The organism is Acinetobacter sp. I-MWF, from assembly GCF_025433935.1.
Classification (GTDB): domain Bacteria; phylum Pseudomonadota; class Gammaproteobacteria; order Pseudomonadales; family Moraxellaceae; genus Acinetobacter; species Acinetobacter guillouiae.
Genome location: NZ_JAMBAR010000001.1, coordinates 2,621,771 through 2,640,757, shown reverse-complemented (window position 1 = coordinate 2,640,757; position 18,987 = coordinate 2,621,771). Strand labels below are relative to the sequence as shown.

Here is an 18,987-nt window from a genome sequence, read left to right as displayed (position 1 = left end):
TCAATGAAATCAAATCGTTTTCATCTCGATGAATTAGCTCAGCTTGTACAAGGTGAGCTAATTGGTCAAGCCAATTTTGTTTTAGATGGGCTTGCAAGTTTAGAACACGCGCAATCCAATCATATTTCTTTTGTAAATAACGACAAATATTTGAATGAAGCTCAAAACTCTAAAGCTGGCGCTTTGATCGTCACGGCAGAGTTAAAAGAACAGCTTACAAATTGCCAGAATTTTATTGTTGTTGCCAATCCCTATCTTGCTTTTGCGATTTTAACCCATCAATTTGAAGTTAAAGTAACTCAACGGGGTATCGAAAGTACTGCGCAAATCTCTCCCTCAGCAATTATTGCAGATGATGCTTATATTGGTCATTATGTTGTGATTGGTGATGATTGTGTGGTGGGTGCAAATACAGTTATCCAATCGCACAGCAAAATTGATGATGGTGTTGAAATTGGCAAAGACGGTTTTGTCGATTCTCATGTGACCATTACAGGCCAAACAAAAATCGCAGATCGTGTTCGGATTCATTCCAATACTGCAATTGGTGGTGAAGGCTTCGGTTTTGCACCTTATCAAGGAAAGTGGAATCGTATTGCTCAATTGGGTTCTGTACGTATCGGAAATGATGTACGTATAGGTTCAAATTGTAGTATTGATCGTGGTGCTTTGGACGATACAATCATTCATGACGGTGTCATTATTGATAACCTTGTGCAAATCGCCCATAACGTGCAGATTGGCGAGAATACTGCCATTGCAGCCAAGTGTGGTATCGCGGGTAGTACGATTATTGGCAAAAACTGTGTTCTTGCAGGTGCTGTTGGCATCGTAGGGCATATAAAAATCACGGATAATGTCACAATTACTGGAATGTCAATAGTCACAAAAAGTATTTCTGAAGCAGGTTCTTATTCTTCAGGTACTGGACAGTTTGAAACAAATCATTGGAAAAGAACGGTTGTGCGCTTAAGACAATTAGCAGATGTGCCATTGACCAAACTGGTGAAACAAATAGATCATATGCAGGCTCAAATTGAGTCCATTGAATCAACTTTAAAGTCGCGTAAATAATTATGACTGAGTCTAAATCTCTACCTTTTACGGTTCCTGAATTACCAATGCAAACCCAAACGATTCGCGAGTATTTGCCACATCGTTATCCATTTTTGCTTGTCGATCGTGTAACTGAAGTTACAGAGAATGGGATTGTAGGATACAAAAACGTTTCAATTAATGAAGAATTTATGCAGGGTCATTTCCCTGGCTATCCAATTATGCCGGGTGTTTTGATCGTTGAGGCGATGGCACAAGTTTCTGGTGTGCTTGGTTTTATCATGAATAATGAAAAGCCAAGACCAGGTTCTTTGTTCTTATTCGCTGGTGCTGAAAAAATACGATTTAAAAAACAAGTCGTACCAGGTGACCAACTCGTGCTAAAATCTGAATTACTCATGCAAAAACGTGGCATTTACAAGTATTTATGTACTGCCAGTGTTGACGGCGTGGTAGCAGCAACCGCTGAAATTATCATTTCTCATCAGAAATTAGAGCAGGCATGAGCAGTAACGACTTAATCCACCCAACCGCTATTATTGACTCTTCTGCAGTGATAGCACCAGATGTCCAAATAGGGCCATATTGTATTATTGGTCCACAAGTGACGATTGGTGCTGGTACCAAACTTCACTCACATGTTGTGATTGGAGGCTATACACGTATTGGTGAAAATAACGATATTTTCCAATTCGCAAGTGTAGGTGAAATTTGTCAAGATTTAAAATACCAAGGTGAAGAAACTTGGTTAGAAATTGGCGACAACAACAAAATCCGTGAACATTGCAGCTTACATCGTGGCACTGTTCAAGATCGAGGCCTAACCAAAATAGGAAGCAATAACCTATTGATGGTGAATACGCATATTGCACATGATTGTTTGATTGGAAATAACAATATTTTTGCAAATAATGTCGGCATCGCTGGCCATGTTCACATTGGCGATTTCGTCATTGTGGGCGGGAACTCAGGTATCCATCAATTCTGTAAGATTGATTCTTATAGTATGATTGGTGGTGCATCACTGATTCTTAAAGATGTTCCTGCTTATGTCATGGTTTCAGGCAACCCTGCGCATGCCTATGGTATGAACGTTGAAGGGATGCGTCGTAAAGGTTGGTCTAAGAATGTGATTCAAGGCTTAAGAGAGTCGTTTAAATTGATCTATAAAGAGAATTTAACCACTGAACAAGCCATTGAAAAAATTCGTCAAGAGATCCTTCCAGAAGTTGAAGAAGTCCAGTTATTGATTGATTCAGTATTAGAATCTAAGCGCGGTATCGTGCGTTAATTGTTAAGAATATCAATAAAAAATGCCTCTATTGAGGCATTTTTTTGGTCTAAATTGTGAATAAGCGGATTAACCTTTTTTGAAAAAACCTGCTTCTTCTGATTTAGGGTAGGTGCTTAACAGTTTACTTTTATAGACATTTGCAGTTTGTGTGTTCTTATTGACATCTTTGGCAATACTATAAAGTTGGTATAAAGCACGCGGTGCTTTAGACGAGTTTGGAAATTTAGCTGCCACGATTTCATAGTTTTTCTTGGCTTCATTATAGTTTGGTGGATCAATTGCCAATTGAAACTCAGCTAACCAAAAATAAGCATTTCCAGTATAAATGCTATTTGGGTAGTTTTTAATAAAGTTTTGCATAGGGGCGATGGCTTGTTTTGCACCGCCTTTTTTATAGGCATCTAAAGCAATGGTATAAGCTGCTTTTTCCAGTGCAACAGGATCACTGGTATTGTTGCTACTGTTGGCTGTTGTTGCTGGATTTTGAGCCGTTGTTGCTGCCGTGCTATTCGTTGTAGCTTTGCTTGCAGTGGTTGTTTGATCGGTTGCGGTTGAACTATCGGCAGGTGCATTTTCAGCAGGTGCTTGTTCTGGTTGATTGCTTTCAGGTTCAAGTTTCTGATTGAGCAATTCAAGACGCTGATCTAAATCGGTATAGCGGTTGGTGAGTTCTTTGTTTAGTTGATCAATGGCATGATCTTGTTCTTCAATCTTGCCACGTAATTCACGAATTTGATTTTCTAATTGTTGATTCTTTTGTATTAAATCCCAATTCATATTTCCAGCAATAGGTGCTGCTGAATTCGCTACATCATTTCGAGATGATGCAGTATCACTTAATCCACGAGATTCTATAGGGATTGCATATAAAGATGCTGAACTGAGTAAAGCAATAGAAAACAGGGCATGCTTTTTTAGCATAATTTAAAATCCATCAAAGTCAAAATTTTTCAAATAGACTGATATGGGCTATTTGAAAATCAATAATTGTTATCATTAAAAACGGCTAGGGGCGGAATTGCAAGATGCTTTTACAATCTTCAGCTAATTCTAATGCAATATGAAGCTTTTTTGTATTTTAACACCTGCAATCTATGAAGTAGTGCTGAGATAAAATTCAGTAGAATATTGACTGATGCTTGATAATTTTAATGGGCTATTGAAAAGAAAAGTTAGAATTACTGTTAAAAATTAACCATATTGATGATGAAATAAGCAAACGAATGAATAACTTGAGAAAATCACAATGTTTGGCTTGAAAGAAAATAAAAAATCTCTATACTCTGTTCTTGCAATGGTAGCCCTGCTGGTGGTTTCGCAATTGTACTCTGAAAACCCCGCCAGGACCGGAAGGTAGCAACGGTATCAGAAATACGATGTGCCGAGATTTTGCTAGTAGGGCTGCCACCAGATTTCTAAATCTACCAATACTAATAACTCAAGATATCCATTCGATTTATATCCTACATTTTAAAACCATCTCTGCTATTTAATTCCTGAAAATTTTATATTTTCAATCTTTAGACCATCTGATTTAATTCAACCATCATTTTTTAGTCGTGACTAAAGATCTATCACCCTTATTGAGCTTTAATATTGAAAATACGCGTATAGTTTTATGGATGAATGAAATGATAGCTTGTACAGTGCTAAAAGATATTGGATCTGCTTAGAATTTATAAGAAATCAAAAGTGAGAAGGGACTTCTATCAATAGATTTTCAGCCTAAGATTCTCAACCTAGCGTTTAATGAAAAGCTGATCTTGAATTGTATCGACTGACCATCATCAATCATCACTTGATTTTTTTGAAATTGCTTTCATAATCGCATCCATTTCAAAACCACGATATTGTAAAAAGCGAATTTGTTTAGCTTTAATTTTTGGATCTTTGCTGACCTCTGTGCCATATTTTTTAACTTTCAATTGGTAGGCTTGTTCATACCAATCAATTTCTGCAATATCCTCTTGTACTAAGGCTCTATCCAGTTGTTTGGCGCGTAAAGCTAGTTTGATTCGATTCGGGCCTTTACCTCTACGGACTTGGCTACGCACAGTCATTTCTGCCACACGTTGGTCACTTTGGTAGTTATTCGCTGACAACTCATCGACTAAAGTTAAAACCTCCTCTCGGCTTTGCGCATAGGTCATTAGCTTTTCAATTAGATCAGCTTTGGAATATTCTTTTCGAGTCAACACTGCAAAAGCATAAGAGCGCAAACGTGTACCGGTTAAGCCCTGTGGTTTGGGTGCAAGATCCTGTTCCGCATTAAAGGCGTGCTCATCATTTGCAATGCCAGATGCAGGTTCTGCAGGTTGAGATGTAGATTGCTGATACGCTGTTGTTTCTTGTTCACCAAATTGCTGTTTGAGTTTTTGGTAATCTAACAATTTGGGAAATTTTGCTTGGCTCATAGCTATTGATAACAATCTATTTATTTCAGAGATAAACGCTAGTTTAGCTTTAATTCATTTTTTTAACAGTGCAAATGCTATACGGATGAATTTTCCTCCGCCTAAATATCAAAGAATCTAAACCAGTATAAGAGGGGAAGATAAGTAGATATCAGGGTTTAGATTTTTTATTTAAAGCGCTTCATGTCGAAGCTTAATAACGCCTAAACTGGCTTACCGATACTGTCCGTTTCTATTTGATCAATGATTCGAATTGATTTAGGGCGAAGGTAGCGAGGAGTTTGGCCGCTAATCCATAATTGTAATTCTTCAATATTGAGTATCTGATTGAGAATAATGTCTACTGCCAAGCATTGTCCAAGATCAGCATCACCTATAGCATAAGCGCGTGCAAATTTGATTGCGTTATGGGTATATAAAATATTTTCCAAATCAATCGGGTAAACATTTACACCACCGCAAATTAACATATCATCAGAGCGACCTTTTAAATAATAATAACCTTCAGCATCTTGTACGGCTAAATCACCGCACTGTAGCCATTGATTCGGTGTAATTGACCAAGCACATTTGCTCCATAAGATACCGATATTGCCATTTTCTAAAGGCTGACCTGTAGAATCGGCAATTTTAATTTGTACACCTTGAATAGCTTTTCCTATACTTTCAGGATTTCGTTTTAAGTCAGCTGTTGTTGCCAAGAGGTTAATTCCACTTTCAGAGCTGCCATAGAGATTGAACAGTTGTATCTGAGGATAGTGCTGTAGGGCATGTTTGACTAAATTCGCACTTAAAGGCGCGCTACCTGTAATGATGTATTGCACTGAGCACAGAGGAGCGTTCAGTTCAATTAAACGGTATAAAATAGTGGGCACTAAGTTTAAACAATCAATTTGATGGTGTTTAATCAGTTGCTTGGCAGATTGTGGATCAAAACGTTTTTGCAAAATCACAGTTTTATGAAAACTCAGCGCCATCAAACTCGCAGTTAAACCTGCCGCATGGCACAGTGGTGTCATCACAAAAATTTGCTTAATTTTAAAAAATTTTAGTTTTCTGAGCATGAGGTCTAACAAAGGTAAACTTTGTAGTGGTTTAGATTGCCTTGTCGCAACTTTAGGGATTCCTGTTGAACCAGAAGAACAGACACTTATTTTATTAAAATAAGTCGGTTTTATACGAAATTTCTGCTGGGTACTTGGTGCAGGAATAAGCGTAAAATTTTGGATATTGAGTGGAGTAAATACATCTAAACTGCCAATAAGATGCAGTTGTCTCTGCTCAATTAAAGCTTGAAGTTTATGCTGTACGAGGCTGGGGTTAACGATAATGATATCTTTACCTAAACGGCTTAGTGCAAACAAGGCCGCCAAGCTATCTAGGTCTTGTTGCATCATTAAACCAATTTGTTGCGGAAGTTGCTTTGGATTATGGGGGTTTTGCCATTCACAAATAAGTTGGTCAGTTCTACATTTTAATTCTAAAAAGCTAATTTGATGAGCATCAATAATAAATGCTGTTTTATCTTTTTGAATACGTGTCTGTGCATCTAAAATACTATATAAATGAATACCATGTTGAATAGTGCTATAACATAAACTTATGCACCATCTTAACCAAAAGATCCATTTCATCTTATAACTTTCGCTTGAGTAAATGTTTATAGAAATAATAAATCGGTGTGATCAACAATATTGAACCAATCTGTGCAAGCCCTAACCACCACGGTTGCCATTGTCGTTTACGATAAATTAGGCATGTAAGAATCGCTTGAGCAGCGTCTTTTGCTTGCATCGCTGGCATTTGCTGATATTGTTTGGTGGGTAAAATCATTCGTGTACGAACTAAGGGCAAGTAGACTAAGCCTGCGTGTACTTCATGAACCGCCAATTCTGGTTGAATGGCAAGAATCCACTGTTGCATTGCGGTTTTTGAAGCTTGATAGGTTGACCAAAATGGCGGGGCAAATAGTTTGGCATTGATGGTTGAAACCACAATAATTTGTCCTTGCTTGTGTTTTAAATCAGCTAACAATAAACGGGTAAGTTGGGCAGGGTTGATATAGTTAATCGCAATGGTTCGATTGATATCCTGTGGGCGATCCAAGCTATCCCAAACAGAGCGCTGAATTGATTTTCCTGCATTATGGACCAATACATCAATCTGAATATTGCGTGCTTTTAGGCTTTGAAAAATATCTTCTGCGACATCGGATTGATATAAATCTGCGCAGATGATTTCAATATGGCATGAATAAGATTCTAATTCACTTTTGAGTTGTATAAGTTTATCTGTGCTACGTGCAATCAGCACAAGCGTGCATTGTGTATTAGATAACAGCCTTGCACATGCTTCACCAATCCCAAAACTTGCCCCTGTAAGTAAAATGGTTTTATTTTGAAAGTGTCGTTGAATGGTATTGTTATGCAGAGAAGGCGATTGAAAGAATAATTTTTCAGATATTATTTTAAGAATTTGCGACATGAGGTTAAATTTTTAAGTAATTTGCTATGATTTATAACCTAAAAGACAGAAAAATGACAATGTAAGTAATAAACAGTGATTGCAGAATCGTTATGCTGTTGTTAGGATGTTTTTTTAATCGATTTAAAGATAAATAAAAATATACTTTATTTAGAAGTGCTTAGAAAAAATTAATGAGCAAACTTAGACGATATTAAAGGAATATAGCTTGAAAAAACTTTCATTTTGGCATGTGGGTTTAGCTCGCTTAATCACTGGATTTTATTTTTCCAAGATCCATGTGATTGGAGAACGTGCTTCAAAGCCGACTTTATATATCGCAAGTCATCGTAATGGTGCAACTGATGGGCAGGTCTATACATGGGCAATTGATAAAACCCCTTCATTAATTTCGATTCAAATGTTACGAAAATGGTTTCTAAGACTCATCTTTGATGGGATTGCTGTGGTGCGTCCACAAGATACACAGCGATATAAAATTTCACATGATTCGGTTACTTCGCCTATACAAATTGCAATTCAACAGCTAAGTTCAGGTGGTTCACTGTGTATCATGCCAGAGGGCTCGAGTGAGTGGCGAGAAAAACCCGAAGCTTATAAAGAAGGTATGGCACGTATTGTAAAGCAGCTTAAGCTGAGTCAAATTGATTTTGTTGTGCAATCTATGGGGGTATTTTATACCAAGCCTGATGGATTTCGTAGTCAAGTGAGTATTGTTTTTGGCTCAGCATTTATGCCACAAGAAAGTACAGTTGATGGTATTTTTATGGAAATGTCTGAGCGATTGAATGATGTATCTGTAAACTGTCAAAGCGTTCAACAGTTTAATCAGATTCAGGCAATGGCTTGGAATCGCATTAAACATCTCGGACCATCCATACAATTAGAATCACAACAACATCAAACACAGGATTATGGGGAATTATTTTTAGCGTTGCAGTCCAAAGCAAAACACAATGATTTATCCGTCAACTCCGCTGTAAACCTTGAAATCAAAAAGTTGCTAAATCCTACAAGAAAAATTTTAAACCCTATGATTAAAATCCTATTTTTTATTGGCTTTTTCCCTACAGTACTCTTTGCACTACTGGCTCAAAAAGGGGCTGATGGTCGTAATAATGTCACTTTTTTTAGATTACTGGGCGGTTTTTATGGTTCAATTTTGACCTGTATTTTATGGATAGTTGGATTATTTACTGTTCCTGTTTATAGCATCATGATCATTTTATTGGGTTGGATAGGTTGGTATTTTTACCCAGAACCAGAACCTATTACATTAACTACGAGATGCTTAAATAAAGATATGATCAATTAAAATTCTATAAATATATTTTAACTACAAGGAAAATAAATGAAAAAAACAATCTCAGCGGCATATTTAATAATTTTATTCATATTAATTTCATTGGCTGCAGTCGGTATGATCCGTTCAGCACAATATCAAAGTTTAGCTTTGTTTTTTATTGTGAGTGTCTTGTGGTTGGTGAGTGTCTATTTATATTTCAAAAAAACCAATTGGCCTTGGTATGGATTATTGCTTTTTTTATTATCATGGGGAGTATTCCCACTCATGACACTGATCTCAAAATTTGTATTGCCATGGTCTGCCGATGCTTTATTGCATAATATCGATCAGCATATTTTTTTCGGAAAAATCCTTGTTGATTATTTTCATTATGAAAGTTATCCACTACTCGCAGATATCATTTCATCTTGCTATTTTTTCTTTTATTTTCTGGTATTGGGGAGTGTCATTTTATATACCGTTAAAAGACAGTCTATAGCAGGTCAGGTATTTTTCAACTCAATAATTTTGCTCTATAGTATTGGTTTTGTTGGTTATATTTTATTTCCTGCGAGCGGGCCAGCATTTACAGTTGCACCGCAAATTGGTGGTGGTGGCCCGATTACACAGATGGTGACTAAAAGTGTAAATCAGGGGGTGACAGGAATGGATGTCTTTCCAAGTCTACATACCGCAATTTCAATTTTTATTGTTGGCTATTTACACCAAACGGGTTTTAAAAGGATCAGTTTGATTCTATCTCCGATTATTCTTGGAACCATCTTTGCAACTATTTTATTACGTTATCACTATGGTATAGATGTCATATTTGGCATTATTTTAGCAATAATCGTATTGAAGCTTAGTCAAAAATGGCTCAATCAAACGGCGTATACAGTATGAATTGCAGTAGCGGAGGGGATGTGAATTTAAAGTAAATTGAATCGTGATCATTTTTGATTGAATTTAAATTTTTTATATAACCAGAAGATGATGAACAAAAGTTAAAATTTAAAAGGGTGCATTAAAATGAAAAATACCAGAGCGGAATATCAGCGAGAGCAGAAAGCAATATTGCTACCGTTACAACAATTTGCAGATATTGATGTTACCCAAGTTGGAGGCAAAGGCGCAGGATTAATTCGCTGTCAGCAAGCGGGCTTGCCTGTACCAGAGGCTTATATTATTCCAGCATCAGTGTATACAGAATGGTTTAGCCCTTTTAAACAAAATATTCAACACATCCTCGTTGATACACATACTGCACAGGAAAAAAGTAGCGCTGTACGTGAATTCCTAGCAAAACAAATATTGCCACAAGCTTTAATAGAAAATCTTATTGATTTACAAAGCCGTTTGACGGATACCTTTTTTGCTGTCCGTTCATCAGGCAGTGCAGAAGATTTGCCAGGTGCAGCCTTCGCAGGTTTACACGATACGATTCTAAATGTTCATGGAATTGATCGCTTACAGCAAGCAGTTTTACAATGTTGGTTATCGTTGTGGAATACTGAAGTGATTGTCTATCGTGAGCGTTTGGGAATCGCTGATGACACGATTAGTATGGCTGTAGTTGTACAGAAGATGGTAAATGTTCAGATCAATGATGCAGCAGGTGTGGCATTTTCTATAGACCCTGTAGGTGAAAATATAGAACATGTTTTGATTAATTCTGCTTTTGGTTTAGGTGAAACCGTGGTGGCAGGAGAGTACGAAGTTGATGAGTTTAGAGTGGACCATGAGGGTCAAATCAGTGCTGAATTTATTGCGACGAAGTCACATGCGTTGGTTCGGCAATTAGGCCAATCTACTACAGTTTTATTATCAGCTGAACAACAAAATCAACGTTCTTTAAGTGCTGAACATGCAAAGCGAGTTGCAGCGCTGGCGAGACAAGCAGAGCAATTCTCAACATTTCCACAGGATATTGAGTGGGCTTTTGAAGGTGAAACACTTTATATTCTACAGTCACGACCTGTGACGCGTTTTGCACCTAAATGGACTCGAGATGAGTCTGCAGAACGGTTCCCAAATCCTGTTACTCCTCTGACTTGGCAGTTGTGTGAGACAGGTTTTCATACCTCATTGAATTATTCATTTCGCTTGATGGGGCTACCGCCATTTCATGATAAATGGTTTGTAGTGAAAGATAATTATGTTTATGGAAATCAAAATGCAGTCCGTGTTTATGCAGGACGTATGCCGATCGCAGCATTAAACACACCAGAAAAATTTGCTCAATTTATTGAATCTGGTGGTTTATGGCAATTTACTTGGATCAGTGAGTTACCCACTCGCTGGATGAATGATTTAGATTCTTATCTATTGGCAATAGGGCGTTTTAATCATATCGACTATCAATATAAATCCATAGAAGAGTGTTGGGATTTACTTCAACAAATTAATAGATTAGGGACTGAATACTTCTTACCGAATATTGCAATTTCATTGACTCAAAATTTACTTTATCAGACTTTACGTGCAGTGTTGGTACAGTTTGAAGGTGACAATGCGCAGCATATTTTTGATTTATTGATTTCAAATACTGAAACCAAGACAGGTATAGTTAATCAGGCGATGTGGCAAATTTCACGCCAGTTACGTGAATATGAAGCATTATGTACCACTGCTTTTAATGATGTGCAGAGCTTAGAACTTGCCTTGCAAGATTATCCAAAAATTCAACAGGTATTTAATCAGTTCCTGACACAACACGGACATCGTGAAGTTGATTTTGATGCTTATCAACCAACATGGGTGGAAGTACCGCATATTGTCTTTGCACAAATTCAGATGATGGCAAAACAGGATGAGGATCATCATAAAGCAACCTATTGGCAAAAGCGTGACAGCATGCTTGCAACTGAGTTGGCTTTATTAAAAGCTGTACCTGAAACGTTTAGATTCTTTTTACAAGAGTTGATTCGTTTAGTTCGTACTTATACTGCTTTGGATGATATTGAGCATTATCATACAACACGTTTAACGATTCCTTTCCGTAAAGCAGCCAATGAAATTGGTATTCGTCTTGTAAATTATGGTGCTTTGGATGATGCATGGGATGTGTTCTTTATTCCGCCTGAGAGTTTACAACAAGCAATTGAAGATAAAGATTATAGCCAAATACGTAGCATTGCTATTGCACAAAAAGCACAGTATCTCGCTGCTCAACAAAAAACAGCTGAATGGGTTTATGGTGAAAATAATGATTTTATGGAACAAGGAGGCAATGTTCGTAAAGGTTTAGGTGGAAGTTCAGGACAAACCGAAGGCGAGGTATATGTCATTACAGACCCAAATCAGTTTATTCATTTTCCACAAAATGCCATATTAGTCGCAAAAACGACTAATCCAGCGTGGACGCCTTTATTTTATCAAGCCAAAGGCGTCATTACTGAAAGTGGGGGGCCACTATCACATGGTGCTGTAACAGCACGAGAATTAGGCATTCCTGCGGTAATGAGTATCCATGGCGCATGTAGTTGGTTGAAAAATGGTGATCGTGTCAAAATTGATGGTCAAACAGGTATGGTGATTTTAGAGGAATAGAATCATCTGGATTTAAAGGGCATTGATTAGGCTATCTTTGATAGGTTCTTTTTAAAATCATAGATCAACATAAAATCCCCCTCATCCTAGCCTTCTCCCGAGGGGCATAGGTATCTACACAATTAAATCTATTTAAGTTAAATTGGAGAGCATGCTCTCCAATTTAACATTCCACACTTAGATAACCGATTAGTTAAACGCTACGGACGTCTTGTAAAACTTAATATGAATCCACTTGCTTCATTAGCCCCAGCGCTTAAAGATATTGCCTCTACCCAAAAGACTAGCTTTGCTACAACCCAAGCAGTTTGGCGTTTCTTAAATAACGAAAACGTTTCATTTCAACAACTCAATCAGCCTCTTCAAAAACTTGCGCTTGAACAAATCGCTCTATCGAATCACCACTATGCCTTAGTTGCTCATGATTGGTCTCAACTACAATATTTCAAACATAACAACAAGTTAAATAGATTCAAAAGAACACATGCGAGTGACAAAGGCTATGAATTACAAAGCAGTTTATTAATTGATGCGGAAACGGGGTTACCCATTGCACCATTAGATCAAACTTTATGTGATGCTACTGGACGTTATTCAACATTTACTGATGGGCATAAAATAAAAGAAACCCATTTAAATGCACTATGTGAACAAATCGAACATATTGAGTCTTTACCAATAGAAAAGAAACTCGTACATATTATTGATCGTGAAGGAGATTCAATTGCTCATCTTAGATTATTGAATCAACAAGAACATTTATTTCTTATTCGAGGTAAAGAAGGAAATCGTGTTGAATATCAAGGAGAAGATGTTAAGTTAAGAGAAGTGTCAGACCAAATACCAACTACACAAACCCATACAATTCAATATAAAGGGAATTGCGAACAACTTTATGTTGGTGAAACTCAAATCAGTATTACGCGTAATGCAAGACCAATGCAAAAAGATGAAACGGGAAAAAGAGTTCCACCACAAAAGGGAAAGTCATTAACCGTTCGACTGATTGTAGTTGAAGTTAAAAATAAGCAAGGAAAATCACTTTCTCGTTGGAGCTTATTAAGTAATGTATCATCAGAAATTCCAAGTATAGAATTGGCAACTTGGTATTACTGGCGTTGGAAAATAGAAAACTATTTTAAGTTGTTAAAACAGGCGGGCCATGACATTGAGTCATGGCTACAAACAACTCCGCAAGCGATATTAAGACGACTCTTAATTGCAAGTATGGCATGTGTATTAACTTGGCGAATACAGCGAGAAAATGATGAGAAAAATTCAAGAGTTAGAGTCTTTCTAACACGTCTATCAGGAAGGCAACAAAAAAGAGGAACAAGGGAAAGTGCTCCTGCAATTTTGGCTGGTCTGTCAATATTACTGAATACACTACAATTATTATCTGAACATTCGGTTGATGACCTTAAGCTGATTGCTGAAATTGCATTAGAGTCTCTACAAAAAGATGTGTAGATACCTATGCCCAGTGGGGAAAGGGACTTCCAATAGCAAAATGATTTACGCCATATAATCATTTTTGCTTTATGAAAGATCTATTGCTTATACAAATGAATTAAAACTTTTCACTGCAATAGAATTACTTAAGCTGTTCTAAATTGATTAACGCATGACCAAAATAATTAAATGCATCAAGCGCACCTTGAATAACTTCATCTTTCTGGCTAGGGCTGAGTTGGGCTTGATCTAAAGCTTGCACAAATCGTTTCCAAACCTTTGCTCGACCTTCAGGGTAAGCTGCCAAATTGCGCGCACCATTCTCAGCACTTAAGCCTAAACGTTGCTGCGCTTGTTTAAATAAAAATGCTGCGCCCAAAGTTGATCCTTCTGAAACGTAAATCCAGCCTAAAGCAGCAGGGAAAGTCACATTTAAGCTTTCTAACGTTTGGCCTTGAGGTTGAATGCCTAAATCTTGTAGATCTAACAGTGCTTGTCCAGAACGACCACGAATATCAAGGTCGGTAATATGTAAAGCCACTTGATCTTGTTGAAATAAATATTCGATTTCCAATTGAAAATAATACTGAGACAGGGTGAATAAGGCATATTTTTCTAAACTAGAAAATACATCTGCCTTTGCCATCAGTGTATGCATTCTTTCATGCTCATCTGCGGTTTGTAATTTGAGACGCATGGCTAAACTGAGTTCTTGTTGCGCATTGGCATTGGGTTCTGTGATCAGTGCTTGATTCATGTAATTCTCTGATTAAAAAGTCTATGAAAAAATGGTTTATATGAGAGATGACGAATGAACTAGATAAAAACCGCAACTGAGCCTACAAAAAGTTCTTTAGGAATAGCATTTACAAATCACAAAATGTAAACGATAATTATTATTGTTTAGAATTTTTAATTTAATTTTATGATTCCAATTCTCCCCACACCATCGCGGCAACAAATCCTGCAAGAGATGTATTTGGATCACCATGATTGGTTGAAACAGTGGCTTAACTCGCGTGTCAGATATCCTTTTACTGCCGCAGATCTGGTTCAAGATACTTTTGTTAAATTGCTGCAAACCAAACAGCTCTTTTCTATTCAGGAACCACGTGCATATCTGGTCAATGTTGCAAAACATCTGCTGATTGATAAGCATCGTCGTTATATTTTAGAGCAAAATTATTTAGAAACACTCAAACAGTATGCAGATGATCAAGATCTTTTAGTCACTTCAAATCAAATTGAAGAGGCCGTACTTATTTTAGATTTTCTCACCATCGCGTTGCAGGATACAACGGCACTGACTCGAAAAGCCTTTATCATGTATTACTTTGAAGGCTATAGTCAGAGTGAAATTGCCACTGAGATTGGTAAATCATTACGCACGACACAGCTCTATTTAGCCGAATGTTTACAGTTATGTTATGAGGCGAAAAACAATTTGCTTGAGCTAGGACTAGATGAACGCTAAACAGCTACAGCAAGAAATGGCTTTATGGATTGTTCGTTTAAATACTGACGATTTGCATGAACGTCAACAAGCGCAGATTGAGTTTGAAGCATGGCGAAGCAAATATCCTGAATATCATGATCAACTTGATCAGATGTTTAATTTTTCTGAAACGATGCAACAGTTTTCGACAACGCATGGCATATCTAGCCAAAACATTCGCAACTCAATAAAAGTCAGCCAGCAAAGTAAAAAACATATTTTACAATTGTTTAGCAAAGTCTTGCTGTTTTGTGTGAGTATCGGTGGTGTTGTTTATTTCGCTGCGAATTCAACAATGATGTCTTACTACATGGCTGATTATAAAACTGAGGTTGGGCAAATGCATTCGATCACCTTGGAAGATGGTTCCAAAGTGACTTTAGCTGCAAAATCTGCCATTAAACTTGATTTCACCGCTGAAAAAAGACAAATCAATCTAGTCCAAGGGGACATTTATATTGATGTTGCCAAAGACCCAAAACGACCTCTGATCGTTCATACAGCCCAAGCGGATTTTAAAGCGCTCGGTACACGATTTATTGTTTATCAGTACGCCAATAGCAGTGTGCTAAATATGTTGCATTCAAAGGTTGAAACCCGTTCGTTGGCTCAAAATTCTCAAGTTAAAGTGGTCAAGCAAGGTGAAAAAATTAGCGCTGACTCACGTGGTTTAAGCCAGATTTCTGAGTTGGATATTGCTTCCACTGAGTTTGCTTGGGATAAACATCAGATATTGGCAGATCAACTTCCTTTGCCTGATTTACTCACAAACTTAGGGCGTTATCATCATCAATATTTGATATTTAATCACTCAGCTTTAAAAGATTATAAAGTCAGTGGTGTGATTAATGCGAAGCAGGATTTAGATCAAACGCTCCGTTTGTTGGTAACTCAATATCCAATTAAAATAAATAAGCTTGGCGATCATGTGATTTATATTACTTCAAAATAACAAAAATGTTATTTTGGATGAGGTTAATATCTTGTTAAATGTGGTTTATTTATTTTTAGTCACATTTTTATATGTTTTAAATACTGTTTAAAACTCAAATAAATACTTAAAATTTAATGTTTGTTCTATTTATTTTATTGAATTATAAAAGTAAAAATTATACATGATTTTATGTAATGTTTTTGCATGATAAAAAGTCAACTTAGAAACTATTGTGGTGTAGATGTATTTTTGTAAGGATGATATTTTATTTTAAATTATCGAATGTTTAAAATAAATAGTGAATAGTTAAATTTTTAAATCAGCATAGGATTAAAATAAGCATAAACATAGTTTAACTATATTTAATTGTGTTTGTTTATATTGAAATTTTCGTTCCTATAATGTGAATAAGATTATATTTATCGCATGTTTTGATTCAAAATTTATAAAGGGGGGGATTCAATGAAGAAACTGACTTTAGCAACATTGAGTACTTTGGCTTTAACTTTGTCATGCACAAATGTATTTGCGCTAGATGGAACCATTACTGTTAATGGCGCTGTGACGGATCAGACCTGTGTATTGCTAGCAAGTCCTATTGGGGGGAATGCGACCAATGGTCTTAAAGATATAACAGTTAATATTCCTGCTCTGCCTAAATCAAGGTTTATTCCAAATCAATGGGTATGGATCGAAAGCTTTAATCTGTATCTAAGAAATGCTACGGGTACAGCTAACTGTGATGCTGCAACAAGTAAAGCCTTTAAAGGGATTCATCTCAGTGCGATTTCGCCAGATCACTTGGATACAGCCGATAAAACTTTATTAGTGAATCAAGCCAGTGGTGCTTCTAAGGAAAATCCTGTTTTTATTCAAATTTTAACTGCACCTGCTGCTATTTATGTGCCAGTAGATCTTTCTGCCCCTTGGGAGGGGCAGGTGAAAGGTCAAGTTTTTAGAGGTAGTAATAATGAAACGTACCTAGTTTATGGGGTAGGAGTGTCTTCTAAGACTGGAATTGTAGATGCTCAGAATTACACGGCAACTGTTAATTATACCATCCACTATAATTAATTTTTTGTCTGTTGGCTTAATGGGTGAGGCATAGATTTACTGATGATTCAGCAAGTTAAAATAATTAAAACTTTATAAAAGGGTAATTCAATGCAGAAACTGACTTTAGTTACATTGAGTACTTTGGCTTTAAGTCTGACATGTAGCAGTGTATTTGCAGTAGATGGAACCATTACGATTAATGGGGTTGTAACGGATGGAACATGTACATTAATAGGTGATGGTGAAATGTCCAGTGGTTTAAAAGATCTAACGGTTCAGTTACCTACTTTGCCTAAGTCAAGGTTTACACCTTCAAATCCAGTCCCATTTTTCATGGGTTTTAATCTGCATTTAAGAGATGCGGCGGGTACAAACTTCTGTGATGTAGCAACAAGAAGAGCGCTTAAAGGTATACATCTGAGTGCGATTTCACCAGATCACTTGGATGCAACGGATAAGACTTTATTGGTCAACAAAGCCTCTGGTGCTTCTGTTGCGAATCCTGTTTTTATTCAATTTTATACCTTGGATGCGATACCTGTGGATTTTTCTGCCCCTTGGGGAACTCAGGCAAAAAGTGTAGTTCAGCATCTTAGTAGTCATACATTTATATATTATCGTGCACAGTATGCTTCCAAGACTGGGATTGTTGATGCTCAAAATGTACAGGCAGTTATAAATTATACATTGATGTATAACTAATTTTTTGTGTGTTGGCTTAAGCGGAGAATGATGCATTTGCTGCTGCTTTAGAAATTTAAAAAAACTGCAATCCATTGCGGTTTTTTTGCTTTGTTATGAAATACTATTCCATAAAAATAAATTGATATTCTTAAAGAGTTTGCACTAGCCCATTTTAGATTTGGATTTGTTGACAATCTTAAAGTATCTATTTTCGGAAACGATTTTATTGATGTTTGGTCTCATTCTTATATGTGGGAAATGCTGTTTAAAACATAAATAAAATTTTATTTTTGACTGTTTGTTTTATATAAGTTTTTGAATTCTAACAATTAAAACAGGTTTATGATTTTTAGTAATGTATTTTAATGATAAAAAGTTAACTAAAAAACATTGTGGTATAGGTATGTTTTTGTGAGGATGGGGTTTTATTTTAAATTGTCGGAAATTTAAAATAAAAACAGTGCTTCAAATAGGCTAAGGCTGTGAATAAGCCGTGGCTTAAAATAAACAACGATGTGGTTTACCTATATTTAGGATGATTATTGATATCGCTATACCGCATCATGAAAGTAACAGCATCGTTAAATTATCATATTTATCAAAAGCTTCATAAGGTTGATTTGATGAAGAAACTCAGTTTATCTATATTGAGTGCTTTGGCTTTAAGTTTGGCATATAGCAACGTGTTTGCTGTAGATGGAACCATTACAGTCAATGGTGTGGTGACGGATCAAACCTGTACATTACGAGGTGGCTATCAAGCAAGTGGCGTTCAAGATATAACGGTTAATTTGCCAGCTGTGCCTAAATCAACCTTTAGGCTTTCGCATCCTATGTCGGATACCATAGAGTTTACTGTGGTATTAGCAAATGCTGATGGTACAGGGAGTTGCGATGCTGCAACAACTAATGCCTTTAAAGGTCTACATCTTAGTACAATTTCTCCAACTGACTTGCATCCTAGGTATAAGACTTTATTGGTGAATAAAGCTACAGGCGGTGCCTCTGTTGCAAATCCTATTTTTATTCAAATTGTAAATTATCATGGTTTTCCTATAGATTTTTCCGCAGCTTGGGGGACTCAGGCGCCGGGGAAAGTGCATGAACTTGGTGGCTTTACATACATACGTTACCTCACAAGGTATTATGCCGTGGATGGAGTTGCTGATGCTCAAAATGTGCAAGCAACTGTAAATTATACCATGCACTATAATTAATTTTTGTCTCTTGGTTTTAGTGGGGAAGCTTAGGTTTGCTAATACTTTAGAAAATTAAAATTTAAAA

Annotated in this window: 17 protein-coding genes and 1 other RNA gene; 13 read left to right on the top strand and 5 right to left on the bottom strand. The window is 36.7% G+C overall.

The window, feature by feature from the left end:
- The first annotated feature begins 3 nt into the window (after positions 1-3).
- The 3 genes from lpxD to lpxA are packed head-to-tail and all read left to right on the top strand — an operon-like array spanning position 4 to position 2,347.
- On the top strand, positions 4-1,074 hold the full coding sequence (lpxD, locus tag M2R48_RS12240; protein ID WP_262086306.1) for a UDP-3-O-(3-hydroxymyristoyl)glucosamine N-acyltransferase: 1,071 nt from the start codon (positions 4-6) through the stop codon (positions 1,072-1,074).
- Positions 1,075-1,076: 2 nt separating this feature from the next.
- Positions 1,077-1,562, top strand: coding sequence for a 3-hydroxyacyl-ACP dehydratase FabZ (fabZ, locus tag M2R48_RS12235; protein ID WP_004719745.1), 486 nt, complete (start codon positions 1,077-1,079; stop codon positions 1,560-1,562).
- On the top strand, positions 1,559-2,347 hold the full coding sequence (gene lpxA / locus M2R48_RS12230; protein ID WP_004822130.1) for an acyl-ACP--UDP-N-acetylglucosamine O-acyltransferase: 789 nt from the start codon (positions 1,559-1,561) through the stop codon (positions 2,345-2,347). The genes fabZ and lpxA overlap by 4 nt, the downstream gene beginning before the upstream one ends.
- A 69-nt stretch (positions 2,348-2,416) precedes the next feature.
- Here lpxA and M2R48_RS12225 read toward each other — a convergent pair whose 3' ends face one another.
- On the bottom strand, positions 2,417-3,274 hold the full coding sequence (locus M2R48_RS12225; RefSeq protein WP_262087490.1) for a YbgF trimerization domain-containing protein: 858 nt from the start codon (positions 3,272-3,274) through the stop codon (positions 2,417-2,419).
- A gap of 380 nt (positions 3,275-3,654) precedes the next feature.
- On the opposite strand from M2R48_RS12225, the gene ffs reads away from it, so the two are divergent.
- An RNA gene (gene ffs, locus M2R48_RS12220) (signal recognition particle sRNA small type) lies at positions 3,655-3,751 on the top strand.
- Between the two features lie 386 nt (positions 3,752-4,137).
- Here the strand turns inward: ffs and M2R48_RS12215 are convergent.
- From M2R48_RS12215 to M2R48_RS12205, 3 genes are all read right to left on the bottom strand, one after another.
- Positions 4,138-4,764: a regulatory protein RecX gene (locus M2R48_RS12215; protein ID WP_262086305.1), complete on the bottom strand. Its 627-nt coding sequence runs from the start codon at positions 4,762-4,764 to the stop codon at positions 4,138-4,140.
- Positions 4,765-4,967: 203 nt separating this feature from the next.
- Positions 4,968-6,398: a class I adenylate-forming enzyme family protein gene (locus tag M2R48_RS12210; RefSeq protein WP_262086304.1), complete on the bottom strand. Its 1,431-nt coding sequence runs from the start codon at positions 6,396-6,398 to the stop codon at positions 4,968-4,970.
- Between the two features lies 1 nt (position 6,399).
- Positions 6,400-7,248 (bottom strand): SDR family NAD(P)-dependent oxidoreductase, encoded by an 849-nt coding sequence (locus tag M2R48_RS12205; RefSeq protein WP_262086303.1) that lies wholly within the window; start codon positions 7,246-7,248, stop codon positions 6,400-6,402.
- A 208-nt stretch (positions 7,249-7,456) separates the two neighbouring features.
- Between M2R48_RS12205 and M2R48_RS12200 the strand changes: the two genes are divergently transcribed.
- From M2R48_RS12200 to M2R48_RS12185, 4 genes are all read left to right on the top strand, one after another.
- A complete protein-coding gene (locus M2R48_RS12200) occupies positions 7,457-8,563 on the top strand; it encodes a hypothetical protein (protein ID WP_262086302.1) in 1,107 nt (368 codons plus the stop codon).
- Between the two features lie 36 nt (positions 8,564-8,599).
- Positions 8,600-9,436, top strand: a complete 837-nt coding sequence (locus tag M2R48_RS12195; protein WP_262086301.1) for a phosphatase PAP2 family protein — start codon at positions 8,600-8,602, stop codon at positions 9,434-9,436.
- 126 nt (positions 9,437-9,562) lie between these two features.
- Positions 9,563-12,082: a PEP/pyruvate-binding domain-containing protein gene (locus tag M2R48_RS12190; protein ID WP_262086300.1), complete on the top strand. Its 2,520-nt coding sequence runs from the start codon at positions 9,563-9,565 to the stop codon at positions 12,080-12,082.
- A gap of 225 nt (positions 12,083-12,307) precedes the next feature.
- Positions 12,308-13,552: a transposase gene (locus M2R48_RS12185; protein WP_262086299.1), complete on the top strand. Its 1,245-nt coding sequence runs from the start codon at positions 12,308-12,310 to the stop codon at positions 13,550-13,552.
- A 124-nt stretch (positions 13,553-13,676) separates the two neighbouring features.
- Here the strand turns inward: M2R48_RS12185 and M2R48_RS12180 are convergent, their stop codons facing one another.
- Positions 13,677-14,291 carry a biliverdin-producing heme oxygenase gene (locus M2R48_RS12180; RefSeq protein WP_262086298.1) on the bottom strand — a complete coding sequence of 205 codons (615 nt, stop codon included), beginning with the start codon at positions 14,289-14,291 and terminating at the stop codon, positions 13,677-13,679.
- A 168-nt stretch (positions 14,292-14,459) separates the two neighbouring features.
- Between M2R48_RS12180 and M2R48_RS12175 the strand changes: the two genes are divergently transcribed.
- The 5 genes from M2R48_RS12175 to M2R48_RS12155 all read left to right on the top strand — a co-directional run bounded on the left by M2R48_RS12175 (position 14,460) and on the right by M2R48_RS12155 (position 18,920).
- A complete protein-coding gene (locus M2R48_RS12175; protein ID WP_262086297.1) occupies positions 14,460-15,008 on the top strand; it encodes a sigma-70 family RNA polymerase sigma factor in 549 nt (182 codons plus the stop codon).
- Entirely contained in the window at positions 14,998-15,981 is a 984-nt protein-coding gene (locus tag M2R48_RS12170; RefSeq protein WP_262086296.1) for a FecR family protein, read from the top strand. The genes M2R48_RS12175 and M2R48_RS12170 overlap by 11 nt, the downstream gene beginning before the upstream one ends.
- Before the next feature lie 444 nt (positions 15,982-16,425).
- Complete coding sequence (locus tag M2R48_RS12165) at positions 16,426-17,037, top strand: fimbrial protein (protein WP_262086295.1); 612 nt, start codon at positions 16,426-16,428, stop codon at positions 17,035-17,037.
- A 90-nt stretch (positions 17,038-17,127) separates the two neighbouring features.
- A complete protein-coding gene (locus tag M2R48_RS12160; protein WP_262086294.1) occupies positions 17,128-17,721 on the top strand; it encodes a fimbrial protein in 594 nt (197 codons plus the stop codon).
- A gap of 605 nt (positions 17,722-18,326) precedes the next feature.
- A complete protein-coding gene (locus M2R48_RS12155) occupies positions 18,327-18,920 on the top strand; it encodes a fimbrial protein (RefSeq protein WP_262086293.1) in 594 nt (197 codons plus the stop codon).
- The last annotated feature ends 67 nt before the right edge of the window (positions 18,921-18,987 follow it).

Coding starts and splice junctions, on each gene's coding strand:
- lpxD (WP_262086306.1), top strand. CDS start 4: ATGAAATCAAATCGTTTTCATCTCGATGAATTAGCTCAGCTTGTACAA.
- fabZ (WP_004719745.1), top strand. CDS start 1,077: ATGACTGAGTCTAAATCTCTACCTTTTACGGTTCCTGAATTACCAATG.
- lpxA (WP_004822130.1), top strand. CDS start 1,559: ATGAGCAGTAACGACTTAATCCACCCAACCGCTATTATTGACTCTTCT.
- M2R48_RS12215 (WP_262086305.1), bottom strand. CDS start 4,764: ATGAGCCAAGCAAAATTTCCCAAATTGTTAGATTACCAAAAACTCAAA.
- M2R48_RS12210 (WP_262086304.1), bottom strand. CDS start 6,398: ATGAAATGGATCTTTTGGTTAAGATGGTGCATAAGTTTATGTTATAGC.
- M2R48_RS12205 (WP_262086303.1), bottom strand. CDS start 7,248: ATGTCGCAAATTCTTAAAATAATATCTGAAAAATTATTCTTTCAATCG.
- M2R48_RS12195 (WP_262086301.1), top strand. CDS start 8,600: ATGAAAAAAACAATCTCAGCGGCATATTTAATAATTTTATTCATATTA.
- M2R48_RS12190 (WP_262086300.1), top strand. CDS start 9,563: ATGAAAAATACCAGAGCGGAATATCAGCGAGAGCAGAAAGCAATATTG.
- M2R48_RS12185 (WP_262086299.1), top strand. CDS start 12,308: ATGAATCCACTTGCTTCATTAGCCCCAGCGCTTAAAGATATTGCCTCT.
- M2R48_RS12180 (WP_262086298.1), bottom strand. CDS start 14,291: ATGAATCAAGCACTGATCACAGAACCCAATGCCAATGCGCAACAAGAA.
- M2R48_RS12175 (WP_262086297.1), top strand. CDS start 14,460: ATGATTCCAATTCTCCCCACACCATCGCGGCAACAAATCCTGCAAGAG.
- M2R48_RS12170 (WP_262086296.1), top strand. CDS start 14,998: ATGAACGCTAAACAGCTACAGCAAGAAATGGCTTTATGGATTGTTCGT.
- M2R48_RS12165 (WP_262086295.1), top strand. CDS start 16,426: ATGAAGAAACTGACTTTAGCAACATTGAGTACTTTGGCTTTAACTTTG.
- M2R48_RS12160 (WP_262086294.1), top strand. CDS start 17,128: ATGCAGAAACTGACTTTAGTTACATTGAGTACTTTGGCTTTAAGTCTG.
- M2R48_RS12155 (WP_262086293.1), top strand. CDS start 18,327: ATGAAGAAACTCAGTTTATCTATATTGAGTGCTTTGGCTTTAAGTTTG.